The 22,243-nt window shown below is 47.4% G+C and carries 21 protein-coding genes; 16 read left to right on the forward strand and 5 right to left on the reverse strand.

Annotated features, from left to right (window positions below; all coding sequences use genetic code 11):
• The 9 genes from K8S15_11970 (at position 1) to K8S15_12010 (ending at position 9,896) form a co-directional block, all read left to right on the forward strand.
• Positions 1-1,101, forward strand: a complete 1,101-nt coding sequence (locus K8S15_11970; protein MCD4776752.1) for a DNA polymerase III subunit — start codon at positions 1-3, stop codon at positions 1,099-1,101.
• Positions 1,085-1,996, forward strand: coding sequence for a stage 0 sporulation protein (locus tag K8S15_11975; protein ID MCD4776753.1), 912 nt, complete (start codon positions 1,085-1,087; stop codon positions 1,994-1,996). The genes K8S15_11970 and K8S15_11975 overlap by 17 nt, the downstream gene beginning before the upstream one ends.
• A 30-nt stretch (positions 1,997-2,026) precedes the next feature.
• Positions 2,027-4,024, forward strand: coding sequence for a methionine--tRNA ligase (gene metG / locus K8S15_11980; protein MCD4776754.1), 1,998 nt, complete (start codon positions 2,027-2,029; stop codon positions 4,022-4,024).
• 5 nt (positions 4,025-4,029) lie between these two features.
• A complete protein-coding gene (locus K8S15_11985) occupies positions 4,030-5,244 on the forward strand; it encodes a glycosyltransferase (protein MCD4776755.1) in 1,215 nt (404 codons plus the stop codon).
• On the forward strand, positions 5,241-5,978 hold the full coding sequence (locus K8S15_11990; GenBank protein MCD4776756.1) for a polysaccharide deacetylase family protein: 738 nt from the start codon (positions 5,241-5,243) through the stop codon (positions 5,976-5,978). The genes K8S15_11985 and K8S15_11990 overlap by 4 nt, the downstream gene beginning before the upstream one ends.
• Positions 5,979-6,138: 160 nt before the next feature.
• The gene (locus K8S15_11995; protein ID MCD4776757.1) at positions 6,139-6,807 is read left to right on the forward strand and encodes a zinc metallopeptidase; all 669 of its coding nucleotides are present in this window, start codon (positions 6,139-6,141) and stop codon (positions 6,805-6,807) included.
• Positions 6,807-7,439, forward strand: coding sequence for a site-2 protease family protein (locus K8S15_12000; GenBank protein MCD4776758.1), 633 nt, complete (start codon positions 6,807-6,809; stop codon positions 7,437-7,439). Before K8S15_11995 ends, K8S15_12000 begins: the two co-directional genes overlap by 1 nt.
• 43 nt (positions 7,440-7,482) lie before the next feature.
• Positions 7,483-8,340, forward strand: coding sequence for a transposase (locus K8S15_12005; GenBank protein MCD4776759.1), 858 nt, complete (start codon positions 7,483-7,485; stop codon positions 8,338-8,340).
• Positions 8,341-8,405: 65 nt separating this feature from the next.
• Positions 8,406-9,896, forward strand: a complete 1,491-nt coding sequence (locus K8S15_12010) for a T9SS type A sorting domain-containing protein (GenBank protein ID MCD4776760.1) — start codon at positions 8,406-8,408, stop codon at positions 9,894-9,896.
• Between the two features lie 52 nt (positions 9,897-9,948).
• Here the strand turns inward: K8S15_12010 and K8S15_12015 are convergent, their stop codons facing one another.
• Genes K8S15_12015 through buk form a run of 3 tightly spaced genes read right to left on the reverse strand, consistent with a single transcriptional unit; the run spans position 9,949 to position 14,363 of the window.
• On the reverse strand, positions 9,949-11,550 hold the full coding sequence (locus tag K8S15_12015; GenBank protein MCD4776761.1) for a hypothetical protein: 1,602 nt from the start codon (positions 11,548-11,550) through the stop codon (positions 9,949-9,951).
• Between the two features lie 54 nt (positions 11,551-11,604).
• A complete protein-coding gene (locus K8S15_12020) occupies positions 11,605-13,269 on the reverse strand; it encodes a methylmalonyl-CoA mutase family protein (protein MCD4776762.1) in 1,665 nt (554 codons plus the stop codon).
• Positions 13,269-14,363: a butyrate kinase gene (buk, locus tag K8S15_12025; GenBank protein MCD4776763.1), complete on the reverse strand. Its 1,095-nt coding sequence runs from the start codon at positions 14,361-14,363 to the stop codon at positions 13,269-13,271. The genes K8S15_12020 and buk overlap by 1 nt, the downstream gene beginning before the upstream one ends.
• A gap of 74 nt (positions 14,364-14,437) precedes the next feature.
• On the opposite strand from buk, the gene K8S15_12030 reads away from it, so the two are divergent.
• The 5 genes from K8S15_12030 to K8S15_12050 all read left to right on the forward strand — a co-directional run bounded on the left by K8S15_12030 (position 14,438) and on the right by K8S15_12050 (position 18,428).
• Positions 14,438-14,791 carry a hypothetical protein gene (locus K8S15_12030; protein ID MCD4776764.1) on the forward strand — a complete coding sequence of 118 codons (354 nt, stop codon included), beginning with the start codon at positions 14,438-14,440 and terminating at the stop codon, positions 14,789-14,791.
• Between the two features lie 70 nt (positions 14,792-14,861).
• Positions 14,862-16,205 carry an aspartate--tRNA(Asn) ligase gene (gene aspS / locus K8S15_12035; protein ID MCD4776765.1) on the forward strand — a complete coding sequence of 448 codons (1,344 nt, stop codon included), beginning with the start codon at positions 14,862-14,864 and terminating at the stop codon, positions 16,203-16,205.
• Between the two features lie 307 nt (positions 16,206-16,512).
• On the forward strand, positions 16,513-16,869 hold the full coding sequence (locus K8S15_12040; protein MCD4776766.1) for an Hpt domain-containing protein: 357 nt from the start codon (positions 16,513-16,515) through the stop codon (positions 16,867-16,869).
• Complete coding sequence (locus K8S15_12045) at positions 16,866-17,504, forward strand: response regulator transcription factor (GenBank protein MCD4776767.1); 639 nt, start codon at positions 16,866-16,868, stop codon at positions 17,502-17,504. The genes K8S15_12040 and K8S15_12045 overlap by 4 nt, the downstream gene beginning before the upstream one ends.
• 75 nt (positions 17,505-17,579) lie before the next feature.
• On the forward strand, positions 17,580-18,428 hold the full coding sequence (locus K8S15_12050; protein ID MCD4776768.1) for a hypothetical protein: 849 nt from the start codon (positions 17,580-17,582) through the stop codon (positions 18,426-18,428).
• 25 nt (positions 18,429-18,453) lie between these two features.
• Here K8S15_12050 and K8S15_12055 read toward each other — a convergent pair whose 3' ends face one another.
• On the reverse strand, positions 18,454-19,296 hold the full coding sequence (locus K8S15_12055; protein MCD4776769.1) for a class II aldolase/adducin family protein: 843 nt from the start codon (positions 19,294-19,296) through the stop codon (positions 18,454-18,456).
• Between the two features lie 7 nt (positions 19,297-19,303).
• Entirely contained in the window at positions 19,304-20,623 is a 1,320-nt protein-coding gene (gene lat, locus K8S15_12060) for an L-lysine 6-transaminase (protein ID MCD4776770.1), read from the reverse strand.
• A gap of 241 nt (positions 20,624-20,864) precedes the next feature.
• Here lat and K8S15_12065 point away from each other — a divergent pair, with 241 nt between their 5' ends.
• A complete protein-coding gene (locus K8S15_12065; protein ID MCD4776771.1) occupies positions 20,865-21,791 on the forward strand; it encodes a bifunctional enoyl-CoA hydratase/phosphate acetyltransferase in 927 nt (308 codons plus the stop codon).
• On the forward strand, positions 21,791-22,243 hold the full coding sequence (gene rpiB / locus K8S15_12070; GenBank protein ID MCD4776772.1) for a ribose 5-phosphate isomerase B: 453 nt from the start codon (positions 21,791-21,793) through the stop codon (positions 22,241-22,243). Before K8S15_12065 ends, rpiB begins: the two co-directional genes overlap by 1 nt.

A 22,243-nucleotide genomic window follows, 5' to 3' on the forward strand; every position in this document is an offset into this window, starting at 1 on the left:
ATGAGCTTACTGAAAATGGTCAGGGGGCAGAAAAGGGCAGGTGAGCTGCTGAGCAGATCTTTCTCGAAGGGAAGGCTTGCTCACGCATATCTGTTTGCCGGTCCTTCAGGCGTGGGGAGGCTTACAGCAGCTCTTGAGCTTGCGGCGGCCTGGATGTGCGGCGATGATGAGAATGGCTACTGTGGTGAATGCAGGAACTGCCAGAGAATATTCAGATTTCAGCATCCGGATGTCAGGCTCACAATCCCACAGACGGGCAGCACAGAACCCGAAGAAATAGCCAACCTGCTTCAGTCAAGGGTGGATGACGGCATAACACCTGTAAGGTTGCAGGGAAACATAAGGATAAGCATAGGCCAGATAAGAGAAATGGAGAAAAGACTCTCAATGAAGGCTTTCGAAAACCATGGGCATATCGAGATCATTCCTGATGCGGACAGAATGGGTGTAGAAGCTGCAAACGCCCTGCTGAAAACACTTGAAGAACCTCCCGATGAAACCGTGATTATACTCATCAGTTCGATATGGTCCGCTCTTCTTTCCACAGTAAGATCCCGCTCTCACCTGATAAGATTCAGAAGGCTTCCGGATACTGTGATCAGGGACATCCTTATGGACAGGTTGGATCTGCGTGAAGAGGAGGCATCCTGTATAGCGGGATCTTCAGACGGGAGGCCTGGAATTGCTCTTTTAAGAGGTAACAGCGCATCCCGGGTTGAGGGGGAATTCGGATCAGAAAAAGTTCTCCGCAGATTGATTGAGGGCGGTACAGTAATGTCAGCTGTATCACTGGCTTCCGAAGTTTCCAGAAAGCTTGGCAGGGAAGGATCCCTTGAGTTCTGTAAGAGCATGCAGCTATTTATTCATGATCTCAGGAGACATGCTTGTAAAAACAAACCTCTTGTACACTCCTCTAAGGTTCTTCAGGGGTTCGATATCAACGATGATGCATTCAGCAGCGGTTTGAATTATTTTCGAATGGCCGAAGCAAGGCTTGCGGGAAACGGTATGCCGAAGATAGTGCTGACAGCCGCTTTCACCGGAATGCATCGCAGTATAGTCAGTTCAGGAAGGGATTCACTAATTGAATTACAGGAATGAAAACGGAAACAGTGACGGCAACGGCAATTACGATACGGAGAGATTCAACGCTATAGAGCTTTTCCGCCTTCTTTTCAGTTCCAGAAGGCTTGAGACTTTCATAAACTTGTCGAGTGAACCGGTTTCGGTAGGGGATATGGTGGTTGTATCCGTGGACAGAGGAGAAGATATCGGGATTGTAATTGCGAAGTACAATCCAAAAGATCCGGTGGCTTCGATCAACGGTCATTTACAGCGGAAAGCTACACCTGATGATATTCAAAAGGATCAGCAGAACAGGAGTTTCGAAGAAAAAGTGCTGAAATTCTGCAGAGAAAGAGTCTCCACAAGAAGTATGGAGATACGCCTGACCAGCTGCGAGACTCAGCTGGACAGAAGGAAAATAAGAGTATATTTCACAGCAGACCAGAGGAAGGATTTCAGAGGGCTCGTACGTGATCTTGCCAGCAAGTTCCACGCAAGAATTGAGATGAGACAGATAGGTGTAAGGGATGATGCCAGGCAGAAGGATGGTTTGGGTCTGTGCGGAAGAAGACTATGCTGTGCTTCCTATCTATCGCATTTCAGATCAATCACCCTTAAGGCAGCCAGAGAGCAGGATCTTGCACCTAATCCATCCAAAGTCTCCGGGATATGTGGACGCCTGATGTGCTGCTTGAATTTCGAATCGGATTTCTACAGAAAAGCTTCCAAACTCTATCCTCAGCTGGGCTCCAGGATCATGATAGGAAAAAGGGAAGGAAAAGTTACAGCGGTGAATATATTCATGGAAACTGTAACCCTTCAGATGGAGGATGAAGAAGAAAGAATCATGGATATTGAGAAATTCCATAGAAAAAAGAAACCTCTGAAGAAATCACGCACAATGGATGAAAATAACTCCCGGAAGAATTAGCCGGGAACAATTCCGTAATATGGAGAAACAATGTCAAGATATCTTGTAACAAGCGCGCTGCCATACGCTAACGGACCTTCTCATCTAGGGCATTTAGCCGGAGCCTACCTTCCGGCTGATATTTATGTCCGCTTTCTAAGAATGTGCGAAGAGGATGTGATATACATTTGCGGTACAGATGAGCACGGTGTTCCAATAACGATCAAGGCGGAGCAGATGGGAATAACTCCCAGGGAGGCTGTTGACAGGTATCATGAGATCATCAGGAGGGATTTTGAGCGTTTCGGAATATCCTTTGACAATTTCTCCAGAACTGAAAGTCCTGATCATTACAGATTCACCCAGGAAGTATTTATTGATCTGTTTGAAAAGGGATACATCGTTGAGAAATCCATGAAGCAGTTCTACTGTGATGAATGCAGCCGCTTTCTGCCAGATCGGTATGTGAGCGGGACCTGCCCTGAATGCGGCTCTGCGAATGCCAGGGGAGATCAGTGTGAAGACTGCGGCGCCTGGCTGGATGCTCTCGATCTTATACAGCCCATATGCGAGATATGCGGTTCCACTCCGGTCCCGCGGGAGACCACACACTGGTTTCTGCGCCTTGATGCTTTCCAGAAATGGCTGGAGGAATGGCTCGGGCAGCACGATGACTGGAAGAACAACGTACTTAACTACTGCAGGGGCTGGCTTAAAGACGGATTACGGGAAAGGGCTATTACACGAGACCTGAACTGGGGAGTGCCTGTTCCGCTGGAGGGAGCCGAGGGAAAAGTGCTTTACGTGTGGTTCGAAGCCCTTCTCGGGTACGTAAGCAGCACGAAAGAGCTGTTCAGGAAAAGGGGAAACCCGGAGGGATGGAAGGATTACTGGTTTGATCCTGAAACCCGCCTGGTGCAGTTCATCGGAAAGGATAACATAGTTTTCCACGCTGTTATAGAACCCTCAGTTCTCCACGGTCTTGGCGGTTTCATCCTTCCATGGAATATCCCGGCCAATGAATACCTCAACATCAACGGAAACAAATTCTCCACAAGCAGGGGAACAGCCATCTGGATGAAGGATTATCTTGCTCATTTTCCGCCTGATCCCATGAGGTACGCTCTCGCGATAAACGCGCCTGAAAACCGGGATGCCGATTTCACATGGAATGAATTCCGCTCAAGGAACAACGAACTCGCAGATGTTTTCGGCAATTTCATCAACAGAACAATGAAGTTCGCCCAGAAGACATTTGGAGGAGTGGTACCGGAACCTGCAGATCCGGGAGAGGCGGAAAAGGAACTCATGCAGTCCGTCACCGCAGCCCGGGACGAGATGGAAGAACTGCTGCGCAACTTCAAATTAAAGGCCGCATGTCTCAGAGTGATGGACCTTGCCAGAGAGGGAAACAGGTATTTCGATCAGTCCCAGCCCTGGAAAACTGCCAGAACTGATATCGATAAATGTTCCGCAACCATTTACTACAGCATCCAGTTTGCCGACTCGCTGAGGATACTGTTTAACCCATTCATTCCTCATACTTGTGCAAAAACTGGTAAAATGCTTGGCAACGACTCTCTTCTCTGGAAGGATGCCGGGGAAGAAAATATCACGGCTGGACAGAAGCTGGGAGAACCTGAGATACTGCTTGAAAAGCTAAAGGAAGGTTTTGAGGAAGTTATGAAGAGCGAAGGATCGGCAGAAGAACCTGAAGTCAGTGAGACAGTATCTTACGACGAATTCATGAAAATGGACATGAGGGTCGGGGTTGTAAAAGAGGTTCACGATATAGAAGGCGCTGACAAGCTGTTCAGGCTCGTGGTCGATATGGGTGATCATTCGCGTCAGCTGGTTGCCGGAATGAAGCCTTTCTATTCGGTGGATGAACTGACGGATAGAAAGGTAGTGGTTCTAATAAACCTTCAACCGGCTAAGATAATGGGGGTCAAAAGCAACGGGATGATTCTTGCATCCGATGACGGAAAGGGAGGAGTTCGTCTCCTTAAGCCAGCGGATGACGCCTGTCCGGGAGATGGCATTCGCTGAGTGTAATGCGAATCTGTGATGTGAATAGCCTGTATTCCCCAACCGGGGGGGGTATACGGATATATCATGACAGAAAGCTGAATTACTTTTCTGAACATACCCGGCATACCGCTTCCCTTGTCATTCCCGGTAAGGATGACCGTATTATGTGCAGGGAAAGCGCAAAAATCTACACTGTGAAATCAATACCGATCTTCCGATCCGGATACCGCATGATAGCTGACAGCGGAGGTCTCAATTCCGTTTTTCTCGATTACAGGCCTGATATTGTTGAGATAGGAAGTCCCTACCTGCTTCCAGCCCTTACAGCTAGGGCAATGGGGGCCTCCCCGGTACCTACGGTAGGTTTCTACCATTCGGATTTTCCCGACAGCTATATCAGCCCCTATGCAGGGAAGATATTCCCCTCAAAAATTGCTGAGAGATTGAAAAGGGCCGCAATAAGTCATGTGCGAAAACACTTCGGAAACATGACTGCCGTATTTGCCGCCTCAAGATGCATGCTTGCGAAGCTTCACGACGCTGGAATCAGAAGGCTGTTCTACACACCTCTGGGTGTTGATACGGATGTGTTTTCACCATCAGCCGGATCAAGCAGGTTCAGAAGGGAAACCGGAGCCTCAGACAGGTCCAGACTCGTTCTGTATATGGCAAGACTGCATTCTGAGAAAGGACTGGACCTGCTGATGAAGGCCTACCCGCTTTTCAGAGATCCTGGCACTATTAAGCTTGTCATAGGTGGACATGGGCCCCACGAAGGGCTGGTAGCGGAGTTCATTAAAAAGTATCCTGAAGTTCATCGACTGCCCTGGCAGAAGGGAAGGAATGCTGTAGCTGAAGCCATGGCATCCTCTGATGTATTCCTGGCCCTGGGCCGATATGAGACTTTCGGGCTTGCCGGCCTTGAAGCAATAGCTTCAGGAACTGTACCCGTATTTCCGGATATGGGAGCTGCGGGTGAAATGGCGGCGTCACTCGGGCTACTGCCTCCTTTCGAAGCGGACAACCCCGAAAGCCTCGCGAAAGCCATCTCGGCAGCAATGGAAGTATTATCCAGTCGGGAAACCACTGAATACCTGAGGAATTATGCCGTTTCCAGGCACAGCTGGGTGGACGTTTTCAGGAGAATGGAAAAATTCTACGAGAGAATCATAGAAGCCTTCAATGATAATGACGTTGAAAGACTGGTTCCACCGGACAGTTGGTGGGAAGAGCCATGAAAAAGCTTCACCTGACGGTTCACGATGTTTCACCTGCCCACGAGGGTAAAATAAGACAGATTCATTCCACTCTCACGCAGCTGGGGGTTGTCAGGTACAGCATGCTTGTGGTTCCGGATTATCATGGAAAGTGGCCCCTTGATGAATTTCCAGAATTCTGCGGATGGCTCGAACAGCTTGCTGAAAACGGTGTGGAAATGGTTCTTCATGGTTACAGGCACGAAGGCAGCGATGCAGGCCTTGGGATCACGGACAAAATCAGATCCGCTCTTTTCACAAGAAACGAAGGGGAATTTCTGGGCCTTGATGAGAAAAACGCGGAGAAACTTCTGGAAACGGGCCGGGAGGTTCTTAAGAGGGTTCTTGGTATTGAAGTGCAAGGTTTTGTCGCCCCCGCATGGTTCAATAGCCGCGGAACCATTGCCGCGTTGAAGAAGTCAGGATTTACATTTACGGAGAACAGGCTGCGTATCTGGAATCCCGAAACCGGACGGACGATCCTTAGAATGCCAGTTGTGAATTACGCCGGTGGAGGGTTGTTGAAAAGAACACTTGCGGCTTTCTGGGTCAGAGTCTCCGGTATAATACTCAGCAGATCGGGGACGGTTAGATTCGCCATTCATCCGGGGGATTTTGAGGTTGATGCTGTGAAAAAAGCAGTTCGGAAGCGGTTGGAGATTTTTCTCAGGAGACGGGAATCGATCATCTTTAAGGATATCAAGCCTGCGCCATAATGTCACCGTGAGTAGTTATCGGATTCTCCAGTTACTATATACGCACAATTCGCGACGGAAATATTCTTGCTTATATTTGTATTCGATAATTCGATAAAGAAAACAGATTTTGTAATTACATCGAAGAAAAGGACAAAAAATGTATCTGGGATTTGTAGACATGAACGCGGGTTTTCTTATTATCATCGCTGCGATGATAATTGGGCTCATAGCCCGATCGAAGGTTACCGGCACTTACAATAAGTTCAGCAGGATAAGTACTGGAAAGGGGCTATCCGGCGCAAGGATGGCCAGGGAAATTCTGGACAGCTACGGGCTTGCCAATATCGATATACAGGAGATCGGCGGCAGGCTTACCGATCATTACGATTCCCGGAACAGCGTACTGCGTCTTTCACAGAGTGTTTACAGTGGAACTTCGATCGCGTCAGTTGGCGTAGCAGCCCATGAAGCAGGGCATGCCGTTCAGGACGCGATGGGCTACAGTCCTTTTCAGCTTCGTCAGAAACTGGTGCCTGTTGCAAACCTTGGTTCCCAGATGCTGTTTCCGCTGATAATCGGCGGATTATTATTTCATATGACCTCACTATACTATATTGGAGCCGCGCTCTACGGGGCAGCCCTTCTTTTTCAGGTAGTGACGCTCCCTGTGGAATTTGATGCCAGCAAACGGGCGGTAGTCTATCTGCAGAAAAGCGGCAGCATGACTACGGAAGAGCTTTCCGGCGTTAAGAAGGTACTTGGCGCTGCAGCGATGACATATGTAGCAGCCGCGCTTGCTTCCCTGGGTCAGATGATCTGGCTGTTGCTTGCCGGCAGGAGAAGATAATGGGTATAGAAACTCCATTCATCATTGTTCTTGTATTCTTCAGCGTTGTATGTCATGAAATTGCCCACGGGTACGTTGCCCTTAAGCTGGGCGATCCCACCGCCTACAGGGCTGGAAGGCTGACATTCAACCCTGTTTCGCACATCGATCCGATAGGAACGATAATGCTTCCCGCCCTGTTTCTTATAACCAACAGTCCCATCATGCTGGCATGGGCCAAGCCCGTACCGGTTAATCCGGGCTTTTTCAGAAATCCAAAGACAGGCATGATGTGGGTCGCGATTGCGGGACCGGCGACTAATTTTGCTATTGCTCTTGTACTTACACTGCTTCTCCATCTTCTGGGAAGCGCCATGCCTGCTATACTTATGCACAGCCTGGCAATGGCCGCGCTTATGAATATTGTGTTGATGGTTTTCAACCTCCTGCCCATTCCTCCACTTGACGGCAGCAGGATAGTGGCGAGGTTTCTCAACGGGCAGGCTCTGTACAACTATAGAAAGCTAGAGAGATTTGGTCTTTTCATAGTGTTCGGGCTGTTATGGCTGGGTGTTATTTCGAGTATTCTTTATCCCGCTCTGAACTTCGCTGTCCGCCATCTTGATCTTTACCAGTACCTCCCCCGTTTCTAGGGTCAGGTCTTGCATCCGGGCATTATTATCGTATAATATACATATGACTAGACAATTACGCATTAAAATCCCTGGCGGACTGTATCATATTTACTCCCGTGGTATAGATCGGAGTGATATCTTCAAAGATAATAACGACAGGGACAAATTTCTGGAGATACTGCAGAACAGCATCAGTAATTCAGGCTGGAGGTGTTATGCCTACTGTCTCATGAACAACCATTACCATATCCTGATAGAATCAGCAGATGGAGATACTTCTCGCGGAATGCATCAATTGAACAGTGTCTACGCCCAGTATTTTAACTGGAAGCATGAACGCGTGGGGCCACTCTTCCAGGGCAGATTCAGATCTATATTGGTTGACAGGGAGAATTACTTTTTGGAATTATGTAGGTATATAGTACTTAACCCGGTAAGGGCAGGAGCGGCGAAATCCCCTGAAGAGTATTATTGGAGCAGTTACAGAGTTACATCAGGACTTGATAATCAGGAAACCTGCATCGATAGAGAGTTTGTGCTTTCCCGATTTGCCGGAGATAACGATTCAGACGCATCTGCAAGGGCTGCATATTCACAGTTTGTTTACGAAGGTCTTGACAAGGATTTTTCTCCATTTGAAATAAAGGGTGATTTGATTCTGGGAGACAGAAAATTTGTAGAATCCCTGAAGGAAGAAATCGAGAAGGAAAAAGACAATACTGATTTTCCTAAGTTTCAGAGAACAGCGCATCGCCCAGATCTTGTGGAACTACTTGATCCCCTGACTGTTTCTTTAAGAGAGACGCGCAATGCGGCTGTGGGAGAAGCGTACAGTATATTCGGTTATACACAGAAAGAAATTGCAGGATTACTAGGTATTAATGTTTCAACTGTATATCGAATTCTAAAGAGTATATGATTATTAATAGTTAAAATAAAATGATAATAATGCCCGGATGCAAGACCTGACCCCAGGAGGCTATTTTGATTTTTTTGATGATTTTTCTTACTATTTCCGGTGATGTGTACGATGATACTCCTCTGACTATCAACCCTGATCCTTCATACGTTCAGGGAACTTACGAAGAATGGATGCAGGGCCAGCCTGAATATCAGCCTTTGCGCGTAACAACTATTGCCGGAACCGACGGAGCTGATTTTGTACTTATCTTCGAAGAAGGGCTTACAGACAGCCTTAATGCCGGGCTCCTTGACCAGTGGACAGCGGATATCGCTTCACAGGGGCTATCATTTGAGGTAATAGAGGTTACTTACAGCACACCAGAGGATTTGAAATCGTACATTACATCCCAATATGCCGAAGGTCTTGAGGGAGCTGTACTCATAGGGAACCTTCCCGTCCCCTGGAGTGCTCTTGAAGACGCATACAAGCAGACCGGATCGGTTTTCCCCAGCGATTACTTTTACATGGATCTCGATGGTTACTGGGGAGATAACTGGATAGGGTATCCTTTCCTGAACAATCCCGGTCAGGATGGGAAGTACGATACCTTCAGCGGAAGCCTTGACCCTGAGATATATGTAGGGAGAATTAAAATTGATAATCTCTCGCAGGTTGGAGATCCCACCGAAATCCTGAATGATTACGTGGAGAGGAATCATGAATGGAGATTAAACGGAGATCCTGAACCCCTGAACGCTCTGTGTTATGTCGATGATGACTGGGCATACTTCGGTTCAGGATATCGGAATTCCATGCAGTACCTTTACCCTAATACAGAACTTGTAAACAACGAAGCTGCAACGAATGGTACCGATTATCTTGAAAACAAGCTTCCCGGGAACTACGTATGGATAAGCCCATTTGTTCATTCAAATCCCGGAGGTCACTACTGGTCTCCCGGCCCTACAACGTTTTGGAATGATCTGGTTCCAGCCTTGCCCCAGGCTCATTTCTACAATCTGTTCGCCTGCTCTAACTGCCGATTCACTACCGTGCATTGCATGGGAGCGGTATACGCGTTCTGCACCTCAACTGGCCTGGCATCGATAGGCAGCACAAAAAGCGGTGCTATGCTGCACTTCACCCCTTTCTATTCACCCCTCGGTCTCGGAGAATCATTGGGAGAATCGTACCGTGACTGGTGGAGTTACATTACCATTGGTGGCTTTACTCCAAGTGAGATGTCATGGCATCTTGGAATGGTTCTGCTTGGTGATCCAACGTTGATACCTGCTATGCATATGCTTGGGATTGAGGACGAGAGCAGCTACACCGACCTTGCGGAAATAGCGTTTTCCCGCAATCCATGTTGCGGGGTATTATCCGTTTCCTATCCGGCTGATCGTGGTGATGTGGAAATATACGATACTTCGGGCAGACTTGTGGCTATCGGCAGAATTGAAGATTCTGCATGCACCATACAGGTTTCCTCGTTGAGCGCAGGCTGTTACATTGTCCGTGTTACTACGGATAGCACTACATCATCAGCGTCTGTCGTAATTCTTAAATAATTCAGAAGTGATAAAAATGGGGGACATGCCGAACGCATGTCCCCGAAAAAATCTACAATTCAGTCCAAGTGCCCGGGTCTTCGGGCAATTTGTCCAGAATGTCTTCATTTATAACCATGCCGTACTTCTCTTCCAGTTCACGTATGATATTTATCGTGGTCTGTTCCTCAAGTTTGTTTCTGGTCATTACATACAGCTCATCCTCAACCTCGTCGAAGTTTGCGTTTCGCTCAGGAACAACTTCAATCAACCTGAATATGCACAGTTGGGTTCCGCTGTACAGTTCCAGAGGTCCCAGCCACGTGGTTGTGTCGGTGGGATCCATAAGGAAGACATCATTACCATGATAACCGGGAACATCACCGAGTAACAACGGTCTGGTTATCTGAGGGTGAGCTGAATCAGCAGCAAGGTTTTCGAACCCCGGCAATTGAAGATGGTACTGTTCTCTTTCATCGGTGGTCATTTGACGGTATACATCTATAGAATCGCCGGGCATATGAGCAGCCTGCAGAATCCTCTTTTCGGGAATGGTCAATGGCTCCTCCAGGTTTTCGAAAAGGTACTCCATATCTTCCTGCGTAACATTCACGGTTGATTGAATTCGATCTTCGTAAAACAGATCGGATGCCATATCAAGGAGGTTTTTCTCCGACTCAGCGTAAAGAGAATCAATGATTTCGGGAGATTCACTTTCAAGGATACCACGGCAGTAACTGTTGTAATGAAGGAATTCAACAAAAACAAATATCCAGTTCACATCGGTAGGATCTACCGAATATCGGTTCCGGTAGTACGAAATTTCATTCTTCAGATCAAGGGCAGTCCAGCTGCCCAGATCTGATTCCAGTATAACGATCTCGTCAGCCGGAGGCTCAGCTTCCTCTACGTAGTAGAGCCTTAACTGCTGCAGTGCGGTTGAGTCCAAATTCATGTTGTAATCAGTCTGAATAGACAGCTTGAGATTGTCTTCTGTCTCCTGAAATCTTCTGTTTGCGATTGCATTCGCGGCATCAGATCGAACAGCAGCCGTATCTGCAAGAGCCCGGGCAATACGAGATGAATCTGCAGTTACTGCTGAATCGAGCCTGACTTCGATTCCACTGAGAGTAATACCGCTTTCCCCTATGTCCAGCGTATCAATAAGTTTGGCCATCTCCGCTGGGAGTTCCGGAAGATGAACCGGACCGGTAACTTCCTCTGTATCACTGCCGGGATTCACTGTAAATAGGACTGTTCTACCCAGATGACCTACGAAGAAATCTATCTCATCTTCACCAACATTTTCCAGTTCTATCTCGAAAAGAGATCTCCTTGCGGCTTCGCCGCACTTCTGATTCATCCATGCGCTTCTGTATGCTAGCAGAAAAGCATCATCCATATATCCCGCTGCCTCAAGCTCGTTCTCCAGAAGAGCCTTTCTACCACGGGTAACAATGTATTCACCGACGGTGTTGTTCTTCGATATGAACAGTTCTCTCTGGTTGTCATTCATGCTGTTCCAGGTTTCTCCGGCATCACCAACAGTAAGTGTGTCTTCCCCAATAGCTATCAACCATGTAGTGCTGTCGACCCTGGTTCCCGAGCATCCACTTAAAAACGCGAGGACAATTAACGTAATAAACACTATTGCTGATGTGTTAATGAACTTCAATATTTTTCCTTCCTGTCTCCTGTTTTCGTTACAAATTCGTGCAAGCCGGTTATATCAGAGAACCGTATTTGGTATGTACTCGCCGAATTCTTCACGAAGAACACCACATATTTCTCCGAGTGTTGCATAGGAGTGTACGGCCTGCAGTATGAACGGCATAAGGTTTTCGGTTGTATTCGCAGCATTACCGAGGGACTTAAGGTTATCTTGTACTGCACCGTTATCACGGTTTTCTCTGATATCCAAAAGCTTAGCGAATTGAGCTTTCTCAACCGAAGGATCAACCTTGAGAAGTCCCTCCGGTGGTTTCTCTTCGATTTCGTACATGTTTACCCCGACAACGATGCGATCGGAGTTTTCTATTTCCCTCTGGTAACTGTATGCCGATTCCTGAATCTGACGCTGGGGATATCCCTCTTCTATTGCCTGAACCATTCCACCGAGGGAATCGATTCTGTTTATGTGATCTATGGCTTCCGTTTCTATTCTGTCTGTAGCTTCCTCAACGAAGTAACTACCTGCGAGAGGATCTACGGTGTTCGCAACTCCTGATTCGTTAGCGACTATCTGCTGAGTTCTGAGAGCAATCCGTACGGCATGTTCCGATGGAAGCGCAAGCGCTTCATCCCGGCTGTTGGTATGAAGGCTCTGTGTACCCCCAAGCACGGCGGCAAGAGTCTGAATTGCGACTCTTACAATATTGTTATCGGGCTGCTGGGCGGTAAGAGTAGAACCACCCGTTTGAGTATGAAATCGCAGCATCATGCTTTTTGCCTTTAGTGCGCCGAATCTATCTTTCATTATTCTTGCCCATAGTCTTCGGGCAGCCCTGAACTTCGCAATTTCCTCAAGAAGATCGTTATGGGCATTGAAGAAAAAACTGATTCTGGGAGCGAAATCATCAACCTTGAGACCGGCTTTTATTGCCGCTTCAACATAGGCGATACCATCAGCAATAGTAAACGCAACCTCCTGGGATGCGGTACTTCCCGCCTCCCTTATATGGTAGCCGGAGACGCTGATTGTGTTCCACTTGGGAACGCTTCTGCTGCAGAAACTGAATATATCCGTTATCAGTCTCATTGAATGACCCGGTGGAAATATGTAAGTTCCCCTGGCCATGTACTCCTTGAGTATATCATTCTGAATTGTGCCCCTGAGTTTTTCGGCGGGAATGGATTGTTTTTCTGCCACTGCGATGTACATTGCCAGAAGAACGGCTGCAGGCGCATTGATAGTCATGGATGTGGAGACTGTGTCCATTGGAATATCCCTGAAAAGTATCTCCATATCTGACAGACTGTCTATCGCTACACCCACCTTCCCAACTTCCCCCGCGCATAGGGGGTGATCGGAATCGTATCCTATCTGTGTAGGGAGGTCGAAAGCCACTGACAGGCCTGTCTGGCCCTGTTCGAGCAGGTAACGGTACCGTTTGTTGGATTCCTCGGCGCTTCCGAAACCGGCGTACTGGCGCATGGTCCAAAAACGACCACGATACATGGTTGGCTGAACACCTCTTGTATAGGGATATTCGCCGGGAAAACCCAGTTTCTCAAGATATTCGTTTCCGGGTTTCTCAGGGAAACAGATCCTTTCTACTGGATCTCCGGAGCCAGTACCGAAAACATCCTTCCTTTCGGGGTGTTTCTCAAGCGCAGGATCGAGAATTCTTTCCTTCCAGGCTTTCTTCTCTTTAATAAATCTGCTTTCACTCATTAAGGAACCCTTCCTTCGGGATTGTAATCCCTTGCTTTCTCTTCATCCCGGAGAACTCGGAGGGCACCGAGAGCCAGAGCCTCCATTTCTTTCTCTCCTGGATATATCATTACATCAGCTATGAAATTAATACGCTTCGTAATCCAGCTGATGAAGTTCTTGTCGTAAGCTATGCCGCCGGTTATCACTATCGCGTCGACGTTACCTTCAAAGACAGTTGCGAGAGCTCCTATTTCCTTGGAAATCTGGTATGCCATAGCTTCGTAAACAATTTCATACTCGCTGTTCCCATTCTCAATTTCCTTTTCGACTGCCATCATATCGTTAGTTCCCAGGTAGGCAACGATTCCTCCGGCCCCCTTGATCATTTTCTTGATCTCGGCGTGAGTTCGTTTCCCGCTGAAGCAGAGTTCTACCAGATCACCTACAGGGAGGCCTCCTGACCGCTCCGGAGTGAAGGGCCCGTCTCCGTTGAGGGCGTTGTTGACGTCTATTATTATTCCATTCTTATGGGCGCCTACGGAAATACCACCGCCCAGATGAACCACAATCAGGTTCAGTTCGTGATAATCTCTTCCAAGATCGCCAGCCGCTTTTCTTGCTACTGCTTTCTGGTTCAGCGCATGGAGGATAGACCTTCTCGGGAGATCGGGATGACCCGATAACCTCGCAATAGGCTCCAATTCATCAACAACAACAGGATCTACGATGAATGCGGGACAATTAGCTGTAATTGAAAGCTCCCTCGCGATAGGAGCGCCGAGGTTAGAGACATGTTCGCCCTGTACCTCGTTGCGAAGATCTTCGATGAGTTTGTCGCTTACGGAATAGGTTCCTCCTTCAAGTGGATACAAAACACCGCCCCGACCGACTATGGCATCGAAGTCTGAAATGTTGTAATCGGCCTTGGCAAGTTCGTTCAGTATAACGCCTTTTCTGAATTCGTATTGAGCGAAGATATGATCGAATTCAGAAAGGTCATCATTTGAATGGGTTATCTTGATTGACCAGACTTCCTTTTCATTCTGGAAAACAGATATCTTGGTTGATGTTGAACCTGGGTTGATGGCTAGAATCCTGCTGGTTTCTGACATTCTACTCCTATCTTAATAATATGCTTATATACTTGAGCATTATACTAATTCACTGAAGCTGGAATGCCAAGAATATGAAAAAAAGTAACTCCGCCTTGATCGAAGAGCTAAAATTTGTCCTGAAACGCATGAACAGGCTCAGGGAAGCATTCAGGATTGAAAAGGAAGAAGCACTTGAGAATACTGATATTGAATCCCTGAAGAAGCTCAGAGAACGTTCTAAATTCATTTATCAGCTTAGTATAAACGAATGCTTAAGAGAGATAACGATGCTGAAGAACTGCATCTCTTCGGATCAGCCGGGGATGGAGGAAGCTGATGACCTTGCGGAGCTGTGCCGTTCGGAAGCCATGCAGCTTAAGGCGCACATATCTTCTGCGCCCAACCGGCTCATTCGCGCAATCAAAGCACGGGAATTCAGGAACTGATCAAATGTATCACAGGTTCCATTCGAGTATATTAGCGCTTCCATGTTGACAAGCATCTGAAAGGATTTCCATGAAGAGAATAAGTGATAAAGGACTAACAGAGCTGATATCTGCTGAAGAGCTTACAGGAATGACAGGGGAGACCGTAACTCTTCACGGAGTGGTTCAGAGAATCCGCCGCCTGGGCTGGGGCGCCTTCATCATTCTCCGGCGTCATGATGGCCTACTTCAATGCGTAATGGGGAACGAGGGAAACGAAAATATTCTTGAGAAGCTGGATGTGGAACAGTCTGTTGAAGTCAGTGGTACCTTGAAAAGGGCTGGAATAAAAGATACTTCCATACACCCCTCTACCGTAGAACTTCAGACGGATTCCATTAAAATAATCTCCCTGCCCGCGGAACAGCCTCCGATCGATATGACAAAGAAAATACTCGATCTTCATATAGATACAAACCTGGATCTGAGACCCCTCAGCCTCCGGCATCCCATGGAGCGGGCAAAGCTGAAGGTTGCTGAAACAATTGCGGCAGCATTCCGGAACAGCCTGACAGATATGGGGTTCACCGAGATCCGAACCCCCAAAATCTGTTCGGTTGGCGCTGAGGGTGGCGCGAACATCTTCAAGGTGAAGTATTTCGACAGGGAAGCCTTCCTCGCTCAATCACCTCAGTTCTACAAGCAGATGGGGGTTGGGATCTACGAAAGAGTATTCGAGGTAGGCCCCGTATTCAGGGCTGAACCGCATCAGACTTCCAGACATATCAACGAGTACACCTCACTGGATTTCGAAATGGGGTTCATAACCGGTTTTGAAGAAGTCATGGCTGTTGAAATAGCTGTGCTGAGAGACTGCCTGGAAGCGGTGAAGAAGAATTGCGCCTACGAAATTGAGATGCTTGGAGCCGATCTCCCTCTGATTCCCGAAACCGTTCCTTCCATAACCCTTGAGCAGGCACACCGGATTACATTGGAGGTCAGTGGAAAGGACTCCACCGGGGAACCTGATCTTGACCCGGAGGAAGAGAAGATATTGTGTACTTATTCCATGGAGAAGTGGGATTCGGAATTCCTGTTCGTTACCCATTTCCCCACCGAGAAGCGACCCTTCTATACAATGGATGATCCTGATAATCCGGGAATGACCCTAAGTTTTGATTTACTCTTCAGGGGTCTTGAAGTAACAACCGGTGGACAGCGGATACATGAGTACGATTCACAGGTTGAGAAATTGAAGGCCTTCGGGCTCGATCCCGATGATTTCAAGAGTTATCTCCAGGCTCACAAGTACGGCCTTCCTCCCCATGGCGGTCTTGCAATAGGTCTCGAAAGGATAACCGCGAGGATATTGGGAATAGATAATATCAGGTTAACCACCATGTTCCCCCGCGATGTGAAAAGACTGACCCCGTAAAGGGAATTACGAGTATGGGGTCAAATCTTTACTCTTGACATTATCTTTCTATGTGCCTAGTGAAAATGTATAGAACTTCACATTCAAACACTTTTTTACTTTTGTACAATTTGATGAATGGAAGTAATGTCAAGAGTAAAGATTTGACCCCTTTTCCTCAATGTGATGAATGGAAGTAATGTCAAGAGTAAAGATTCGACCCCTTTTCTTTTTTTTTCATCTTGACGAGGATTCATTGGTTTCGCTAGTTTCCAGTTGAGAAATGCAGTTTATTCTACAGGAATTTTAACAAAGGTGGAGTTAATCAATGTCTTTCGAAGCACGTGACAGAGCCGTCTTCGATCCTGATGACTTCATTGAGCGCATGATGGGGGACCTGGCATTAGCGCAATCAATTGCGGAAACCTTTCTTATTGATATCCATCGTCAAATCGACGTACTGAAGGAAAAACTCGATAAGGATGATTCACGAGCAGTTGAACTTCAGTCTCACTGCATAAATGGCGCTGCCGCCATCATGGCTGCCGAAAAATTCCGGGAAGTCGCATCCGCAATTGAAAAGGCCGGAAGAATCGACAATCTTAGAATCGCAGTAGCTTTAATACCAGAACTTGAAAGAGAACTCGCAGTACTCGAGAAGGAAATGAGGCAAACTTTATTATGAGAATTCTGGTCGTAGAGGATGATCTCTCTACCCGTAAGACCCTATTTGGCTTACTTCAGAAGTGCGGTCATGATACGAATGCTGTAGCAAGCGGAGAAGAAGCATGGGAGTTGATCAGGCAACCAGACGCACCCAGGCTGATACTGCTGGACTGGCTGATGCCAGGATTGGATGGCATCCATTTATGTAAAAAGGTTCGTTCGATAGACAAAGAAGATCCGTATTACATCATAATGCTCACTGTCAAAGACAACAAGAAAGACATCGTTGAAGGTTTGAATACCGGGGCAGACGATTACATAACGAAGCCCTTCTATCCCGAAGAACTCCGTGCCCGCATCAATGCAGGCCAACGGATTATTGAAATGCAGAACAGATTACGGAATCGCGCGATAGACCTCCAGGACTCGCTCGATCACATTAAAATCCTGCAGGGCATCCTGCCAATCTGTTCATTCTGCAAAAAAGTGCGTGATGACAAGAATTACTGGCAACAGGTAGACGATTACATTGAAACACATACGGAAGCTCAGATCACACATTCGATATGTCCTGAATGTATGGAGATACACTATCCGGAGATCGCTGAAAGGATAAGAAGAAGGAAAGCTGAAGAGAAAACGGATTCAGACTAATCATCTTAATACTACTGTCTCAGCAGGCAAAGGAATTATGAAAACAGGAGATCGATGAATATCGTTAGGAGAAAGATGAACACCGATTTTGTTTCAAAGAAGCTGTTAACTGTGATATTAGTATTACTTACTTCTTCAGCAATACAGGCGGATTACTGGTATGGAGATTTCACTGATGACAGAACTGTTGTCTTCTCAGATGAAGCTGTTCTCTACACTGTTCCGAACGCGGATTCCTCAATATTCATTCAATTGCCAATGGGATCACCGGTCACAATACCCGAAGGCGGTAACGGGGAATACAACTCCAATGGGCTGACTTCATACTGGTACAAGACGGTCTATCAGTCAGATGATTCTGAATACACGGGTTTCATTCCCGGCTGCGAACTCGCCATGTCGGACATGGTTCTTGCTGGTGACACGCTTTTTCTGTTCACTGTCACAGGGTACAATAAAGAATTGTATCAATTCATTGGAGAAGCCAGGGTGGTCAGCTCAGGGGAAATCCTGGCTGATATAGAGGTTGACCCCATGGGCAGCTCTTTCGACCAGGGCTTTTATCAGTACAATACGGAGTGTCTGCAGTACGATCCAGCCGGACTGACAGGAGTAAAGAATCTTATAGAACTCTCGTTTCTTTATCCGGCCTGCGGATACACTAATTGCGATATTCTGTTTGCGTGGACAGGCAGTGAACTGATCGCCGGACCTGTGGGTTATTCTATGGCTGAAGCCGGATGTTTTCATGTCAACTCACACTACATACTTCCCTCCGACTCCACAGGAACAGTAAATGAAGTCGTTGTTGAAACGATCCTGGAGGAATTCGATGATGATACGATGGATTATTTTGAAACCGAGAGAACCGCGATTACTTTCAAATGGGACGGAACGGAATTCATAGAGCTGCCGGTAGAATAGCTCCCGATACTGTTATTTGTAATTGTCAGGTTTCTATAATCGGAGGGGCTGGAGGAAGAGAAGAGTCCGGACCAATAAATTCAGTATCCGAGATATCTTCATCTGGAGCTTTAGAAAGCATAATGTCCCTGTCTTTGAGTCCGACGAATTTGCCGAAAGCGGATTTTTCAAGCAGAAGAAGCTTAGCTGCTTTCTCTACAACCTCGACTGCATCGCACGCGGAATCGATATCTTTTCCCAACCCCAGTATTCCATGCTTTCTCCAGATGACGCAGTCGCTCTCGCGGAATGCTTTTGCGGTTTCTTTTCCCAATATCCAGGTCCCAGGAGTCATGTAATCAAGAAAGCGGACTCCCCGGCTCATCAGAAGCGCGACCTCCGGATGGGATCTGTTCACAGCATCTTCGAGCATTTCGGCAGGCAGATCGCTGGAGGACAGCGCAAGCATGTGTGTTGAGTGCGTATGAACCAGAGAAGCGGTTTCCCATCCACGGTTGGTGGCTTCCGCCAGAACCAGAAGGTGTGAGCTGAACTCGGTTGTGGGTTCTTTATCTGACGCGAGCCTTATTACTTTCATTCCGTCTGCTGAAACTCTTACAGGGACGATTTCCGTGTCCAGCTCGTGCGGTAACTTTCTGAACCTGCTTCCAGCGCATGTAATAAGAAAAGTCCGACCCGCAAGTTCTGGTATAGGGAAAGGGAGGATGTCTGAAACGACATCCCCCTCCCATATTGAACTGTCGGACCCCTCCGGCAAAAGAACGGAGATGTTGCCTGCGTTGGCTTCGGCCCAGCCCGTTCTGGCAAGCTCAACAGCTATCCGGCCAATATCCTCCTTTGTTGCCCTGATAAGGTCCATGGCTGTCACGATTCCCTCAGAGAATGTTCTCGGCAGAATTCGAGATGATGTCCAGACCCTTTAGGATATCTTCGTCGGTGATGTTCAGTGGTGGTCTGAATCTGATGCTGTTCGCGCCGCAGGGAAGAATGATGGCGCCGTTCTTGAATATTTCAGCGATCATCCTGTCTCTGGTTTCACTGTTGGGAAGGTCAAATGCGCACATGAGCCCTCTGCCCCGTACGTTGGATATCTGTTCGGGGTATTTCTCCTGCAGATTCCTGAGACCTTTCATGAGGGTTTTTCCCTGAGATCGGACATTTTCCAGGATGTTCTCGTCTAACATTACATCAAGGTATTTATTGCATCTCACCATATCCACAAGATTGCCGCCCCAGGTTGAATTGATCCTGCTGGATTCATGGAATACGTTGTCTTTAACACTGTCAACTCGCCTGTTCGAAGCGATACCGCAAACCTGTGATTTTTTACCGAAGCAGAAAATATCAGGCTCCACTCCTATGGATTGCCATGCCCACCATTCGCCTGTAAGACCCATACCGCTCTGAACTTCATCGAAAATAAGCAGGAATTCATGCTTATCAGCCAATTCGCGTATTTCCTGAAGGTATTCAGGCCTGAAGTGATTATCGCCGCCCTCTCCCTGGATAGGCTCGATAACCATGCATGCGATATCATGGCCATGCTTGCTGATAGCTTCGTTTATCTGGGCCAGGGATTTCTTTTCAGCTTCGATTACCGCGTCAAGATTATCCTCAAGAGGGAAGACAATTGGAGGGACATCAACACGTGGCCAGTCGAACAGAGGGAAGTACATGTATTTCCTGGGGTCTGCCGTGTTTGTTAGCGAAAGCGTATATCCTGTTCTTCCGTGGAATGCCTTCTTGAAGTGGATAACCATTTTGCCGATCTCGCCTCTTCCGGCCTTCAGGTTCTGCCTGACTTTCCAGTCGAAGGCTGTCTTCATGGCGTTTTCCACCGCGAGGGCACCGCCCGATACGAAGAAAAGGTAGGGATGACTGTCGGGAACAACAGTATCCGCGAAAGTCTCCACAAAAGCTGCGAGTTCTTCCGTATAGAAATCCGAGTTGGAAGGCTTGTTTATGGCAACATCCGCCAGATGGCTTCTGAATTCATCCGTACAGAGGGCGGGATGGTTCATTCCAAGAGGAGCCGACGCGAAGAAGCTGAAAAGATCGAGATACTCCTTTCCATCGATTGCATCATGTATCGTGCTTCCTTTGCTTTTCTTGAGATCAAGAACCATGTTAAATCCGTCGGCAAGCATATGGCTTGCAATTGTGGATCTGACTTCAGATGCGGGTATATGTTTCATGTACACCACCCCTTTCGTTTCAAAAGTTTGAGAATTTACGCTGAGCAATATTACAAAGCGCATGATTCAGTTTGCAGGATTACACAGATGAAATTCATAATGAAATGTGTCCCTGAATCTCATTTCTCCGGGGGATTTTGTCAACACTTCTTGCAGCAGACAATGAGGCATAACTATATTTATACTGTATATTCAAAGTATGTGCTATTTAACTGCAGATCATTCTTAACAGGGGGCATAAATGGAACCTATCAGAACTCTCGAGGAAATGAAAAAGATCGCCAGAGAACTACCCTTAAAGCGGGTAGCCGTAGTACGTGCCGATGAAGTTGAAACAATGAGCGCAATTGGCTCTGCGGTTAAGGATGACATGGCGGATGCTGTACTTATCGGCCCCGAAAAGGGAATCAGGGAAGCCGCTGAAGAGGCTGGTTTCGACCTCAACGGTGTTGAGATTATCCATGCGGAAGATGACAATACGGCATCCATCAAGGGTGTTGAAATCGTCCGTTCGGGTAGAGCAGATGTCATAATGAAGGGTCTTGTTGCCACAAGTTCTTTCCTGCATGCAATTCTGGACAGAGAAAAGGGAATCAGGGGACCTGGAGTCCTGAGCCATGTTGCCGCTTTTGATGTTCCCGGATACCACAAGCTTCTGCTTATTACAGACGCTGCTATGAACATCGCTCCGAATTTTGATCAGAAGGTCGGAATGCTCAAAAACGCGGTGATAGTAGCAAAGGCTCTTGGAGTTGAACATCCCAAATCAACGTACGTATGCGCCAAAGAAGTCCCCTACGAGAAAATGCCCTGCACCATGGAAGCCGCAAGGATGAAGGAACTGGCGGACACAGGGGAATTCGGCGATATCGTCTTCGATGCCCCCCTTGCCATGGATCTCGCCGTGTCGGTCGATGCCTGCAGAATTAAAAAGATCGACAGTCCTGTAGGAGGTGACGTGGATATTATCGTACTCCCGGATATCGAGGCCGCTAACGTGCTTTACAAATCATTGATCTTCATAGCGGGCGGAGAACTGGGAGCCGTTATAATGGGAGCCAACAACCCGGTAGTTCTTACATCAAGGGCCGATTCCGCTGAATCAAAACTGTGCTCCATTGTGCTTTCAGCTGTTGTAGCGAGCTACGGAGCTGAAGGCGGGCACTGATGAAGCTGGCTATTGCGTGCGATCACGCCGGGTTCCAGCTGAAAAGCGACCTTGTTCCGTGGCTTTCCGGTGAGATGGGGCTGACAGTAGAGGATATTGGAACTTCATCACCCGATTCGGTTGATTACCCCGACTTCGCATGTAATTTGTGCAGGTATCTTCTAAAAGGAAATGCCGAAAAGGGGATTCTCATATGTAATACGGGATTAGGTATGAGCATGAGCGCGAACAGATTCCGGGGCATCAGAGCTTCCCTCTGCCTGTTTCCCAGGATGGCGTACTACGCCAGACATCATAACAACGCGAACGTACTGGTAATGGGAGGCGGAATCACCGCCCCGTTCCAGGCCAGGGAAATCGTTACAGTATTTCTTCAAGAGGAATTCGATGGAGGACGGCACAAAAGAAGAACAGACAAGATCGAGTCAGTATCAAAGACTGATTTCAGCTGA

It is taken from the genome of Candidatus Aegiribacteria sp. (genome assembly GCA_021108005.1).
GTDB lineage: Bacteria > Fermentibacterota > Fermentibacteria > Fermentibacterales > JCC-6 > Aegiribacteria.

Coding starts and splice junctions, on each gene's coding strand:
- K8S15_11970 (MCD4776752.1), top strand. CDS start 1: ATGAGCTTACTGAAAATGGTCAGGGGGCAGAAAAGGGCAGGTGAGCTG.
- metG (MCD4776754.1), top strand. CDS start 2,027: ATGTCAAGATATCTTGTAACAAGCGCGCTGCCATACGCTAACGGACCT.
- K8S15_11985 (MCD4776755.1), top strand. CDS start 4,030: ATGCGAATCTGTGATGTGAATAGCCTGTATTCCCCAACCGGGGGGGGT.
- K8S15_11990 (MCD4776756.1), top strand. CDS start 5,241: ATGAAAAAGCTTCACCTGACGGTTCACGATGTTTCACCTGCCCACGAG.
- K8S15_11995 (MCD4776757.1), top strand. CDS start 6,139: ATGAACGCGGGTTTTCTTATTATCATCGCTGCGATGATAATTGGGCTC.
- K8S15_12000 (MCD4776758.1), top strand. CDS start 6,807: ATGGGTATAGAAACTCCATTCATCATTGTTCTTGTATTCTTCAGCGTT.
- K8S15_12005 (MCD4776759.1), top strand. CDS start 7,483: ATGACTAGACAATTACGCATTAAAATCCCTGGCGGACTGTATCATATT.
- K8S15_12020 (MCD4776762.1), bottom strand. CDS start 13,269: ATGAGTGAAAGCAGATTTATTAAAGAGAAGAAAGCCTGGAAGGAAAGA.
- buk (MCD4776763.1), bottom strand. CDS start 14,363: ATGTCAGAAACCAGCAGGATTCTAGCCATCAACCCAGGTTCAACATCA.
- K8S15_12030 (MCD4776764.1), top strand. CDS start 14,438: ATGAAAAAAAGTAACTCCGCCTTGATCGAAGAGCTAAAATTTGTCCTG.
- aspS (MCD4776765.1), top strand. CDS start 14,862: ATGAAGAGAATAAGTGATAAAGGACTAACAGAGCTGATATCTGCTGAA.
- K8S15_12040 (MCD4776766.1), top strand. CDS start 16,513: ATGTCTTTCGAAGCACGTGACAGAGCCGTCTTCGATCCTGATGACTTC.
- K8S15_12045 (MCD4776767.1), top strand. CDS start 16,866: ATGAGAATTCTGGTCGTAGAGGATGATCTCTCTACCCGTAAGACCCTA.
- K8S15_12050 (MCD4776768.1), top strand. CDS start 17,580: ATGAACACCGATTTTGTTTCAAAGAAGCTGTTAACTGTGATATTAGTA.
- lat (MCD4776770.1), bottom strand. CDS start 20,623: ATGAAACATATACCCGCATCTGAAGTCAGATCCACAATTGCAAGCCAT.
- K8S15_12065 (MCD4776771.1), top strand. CDS start 20,865: ATGGAACCTATCAGAACTCTCGAGGAAATGAAAAAGATCGCCAGAGAA.
- rpiB (MCD4776772.1), top strand. CDS start 21,791: ATGAAGCTGGCTATTGCGTGCGATCACGCCGGGTTCCAGCTGAAAAGC.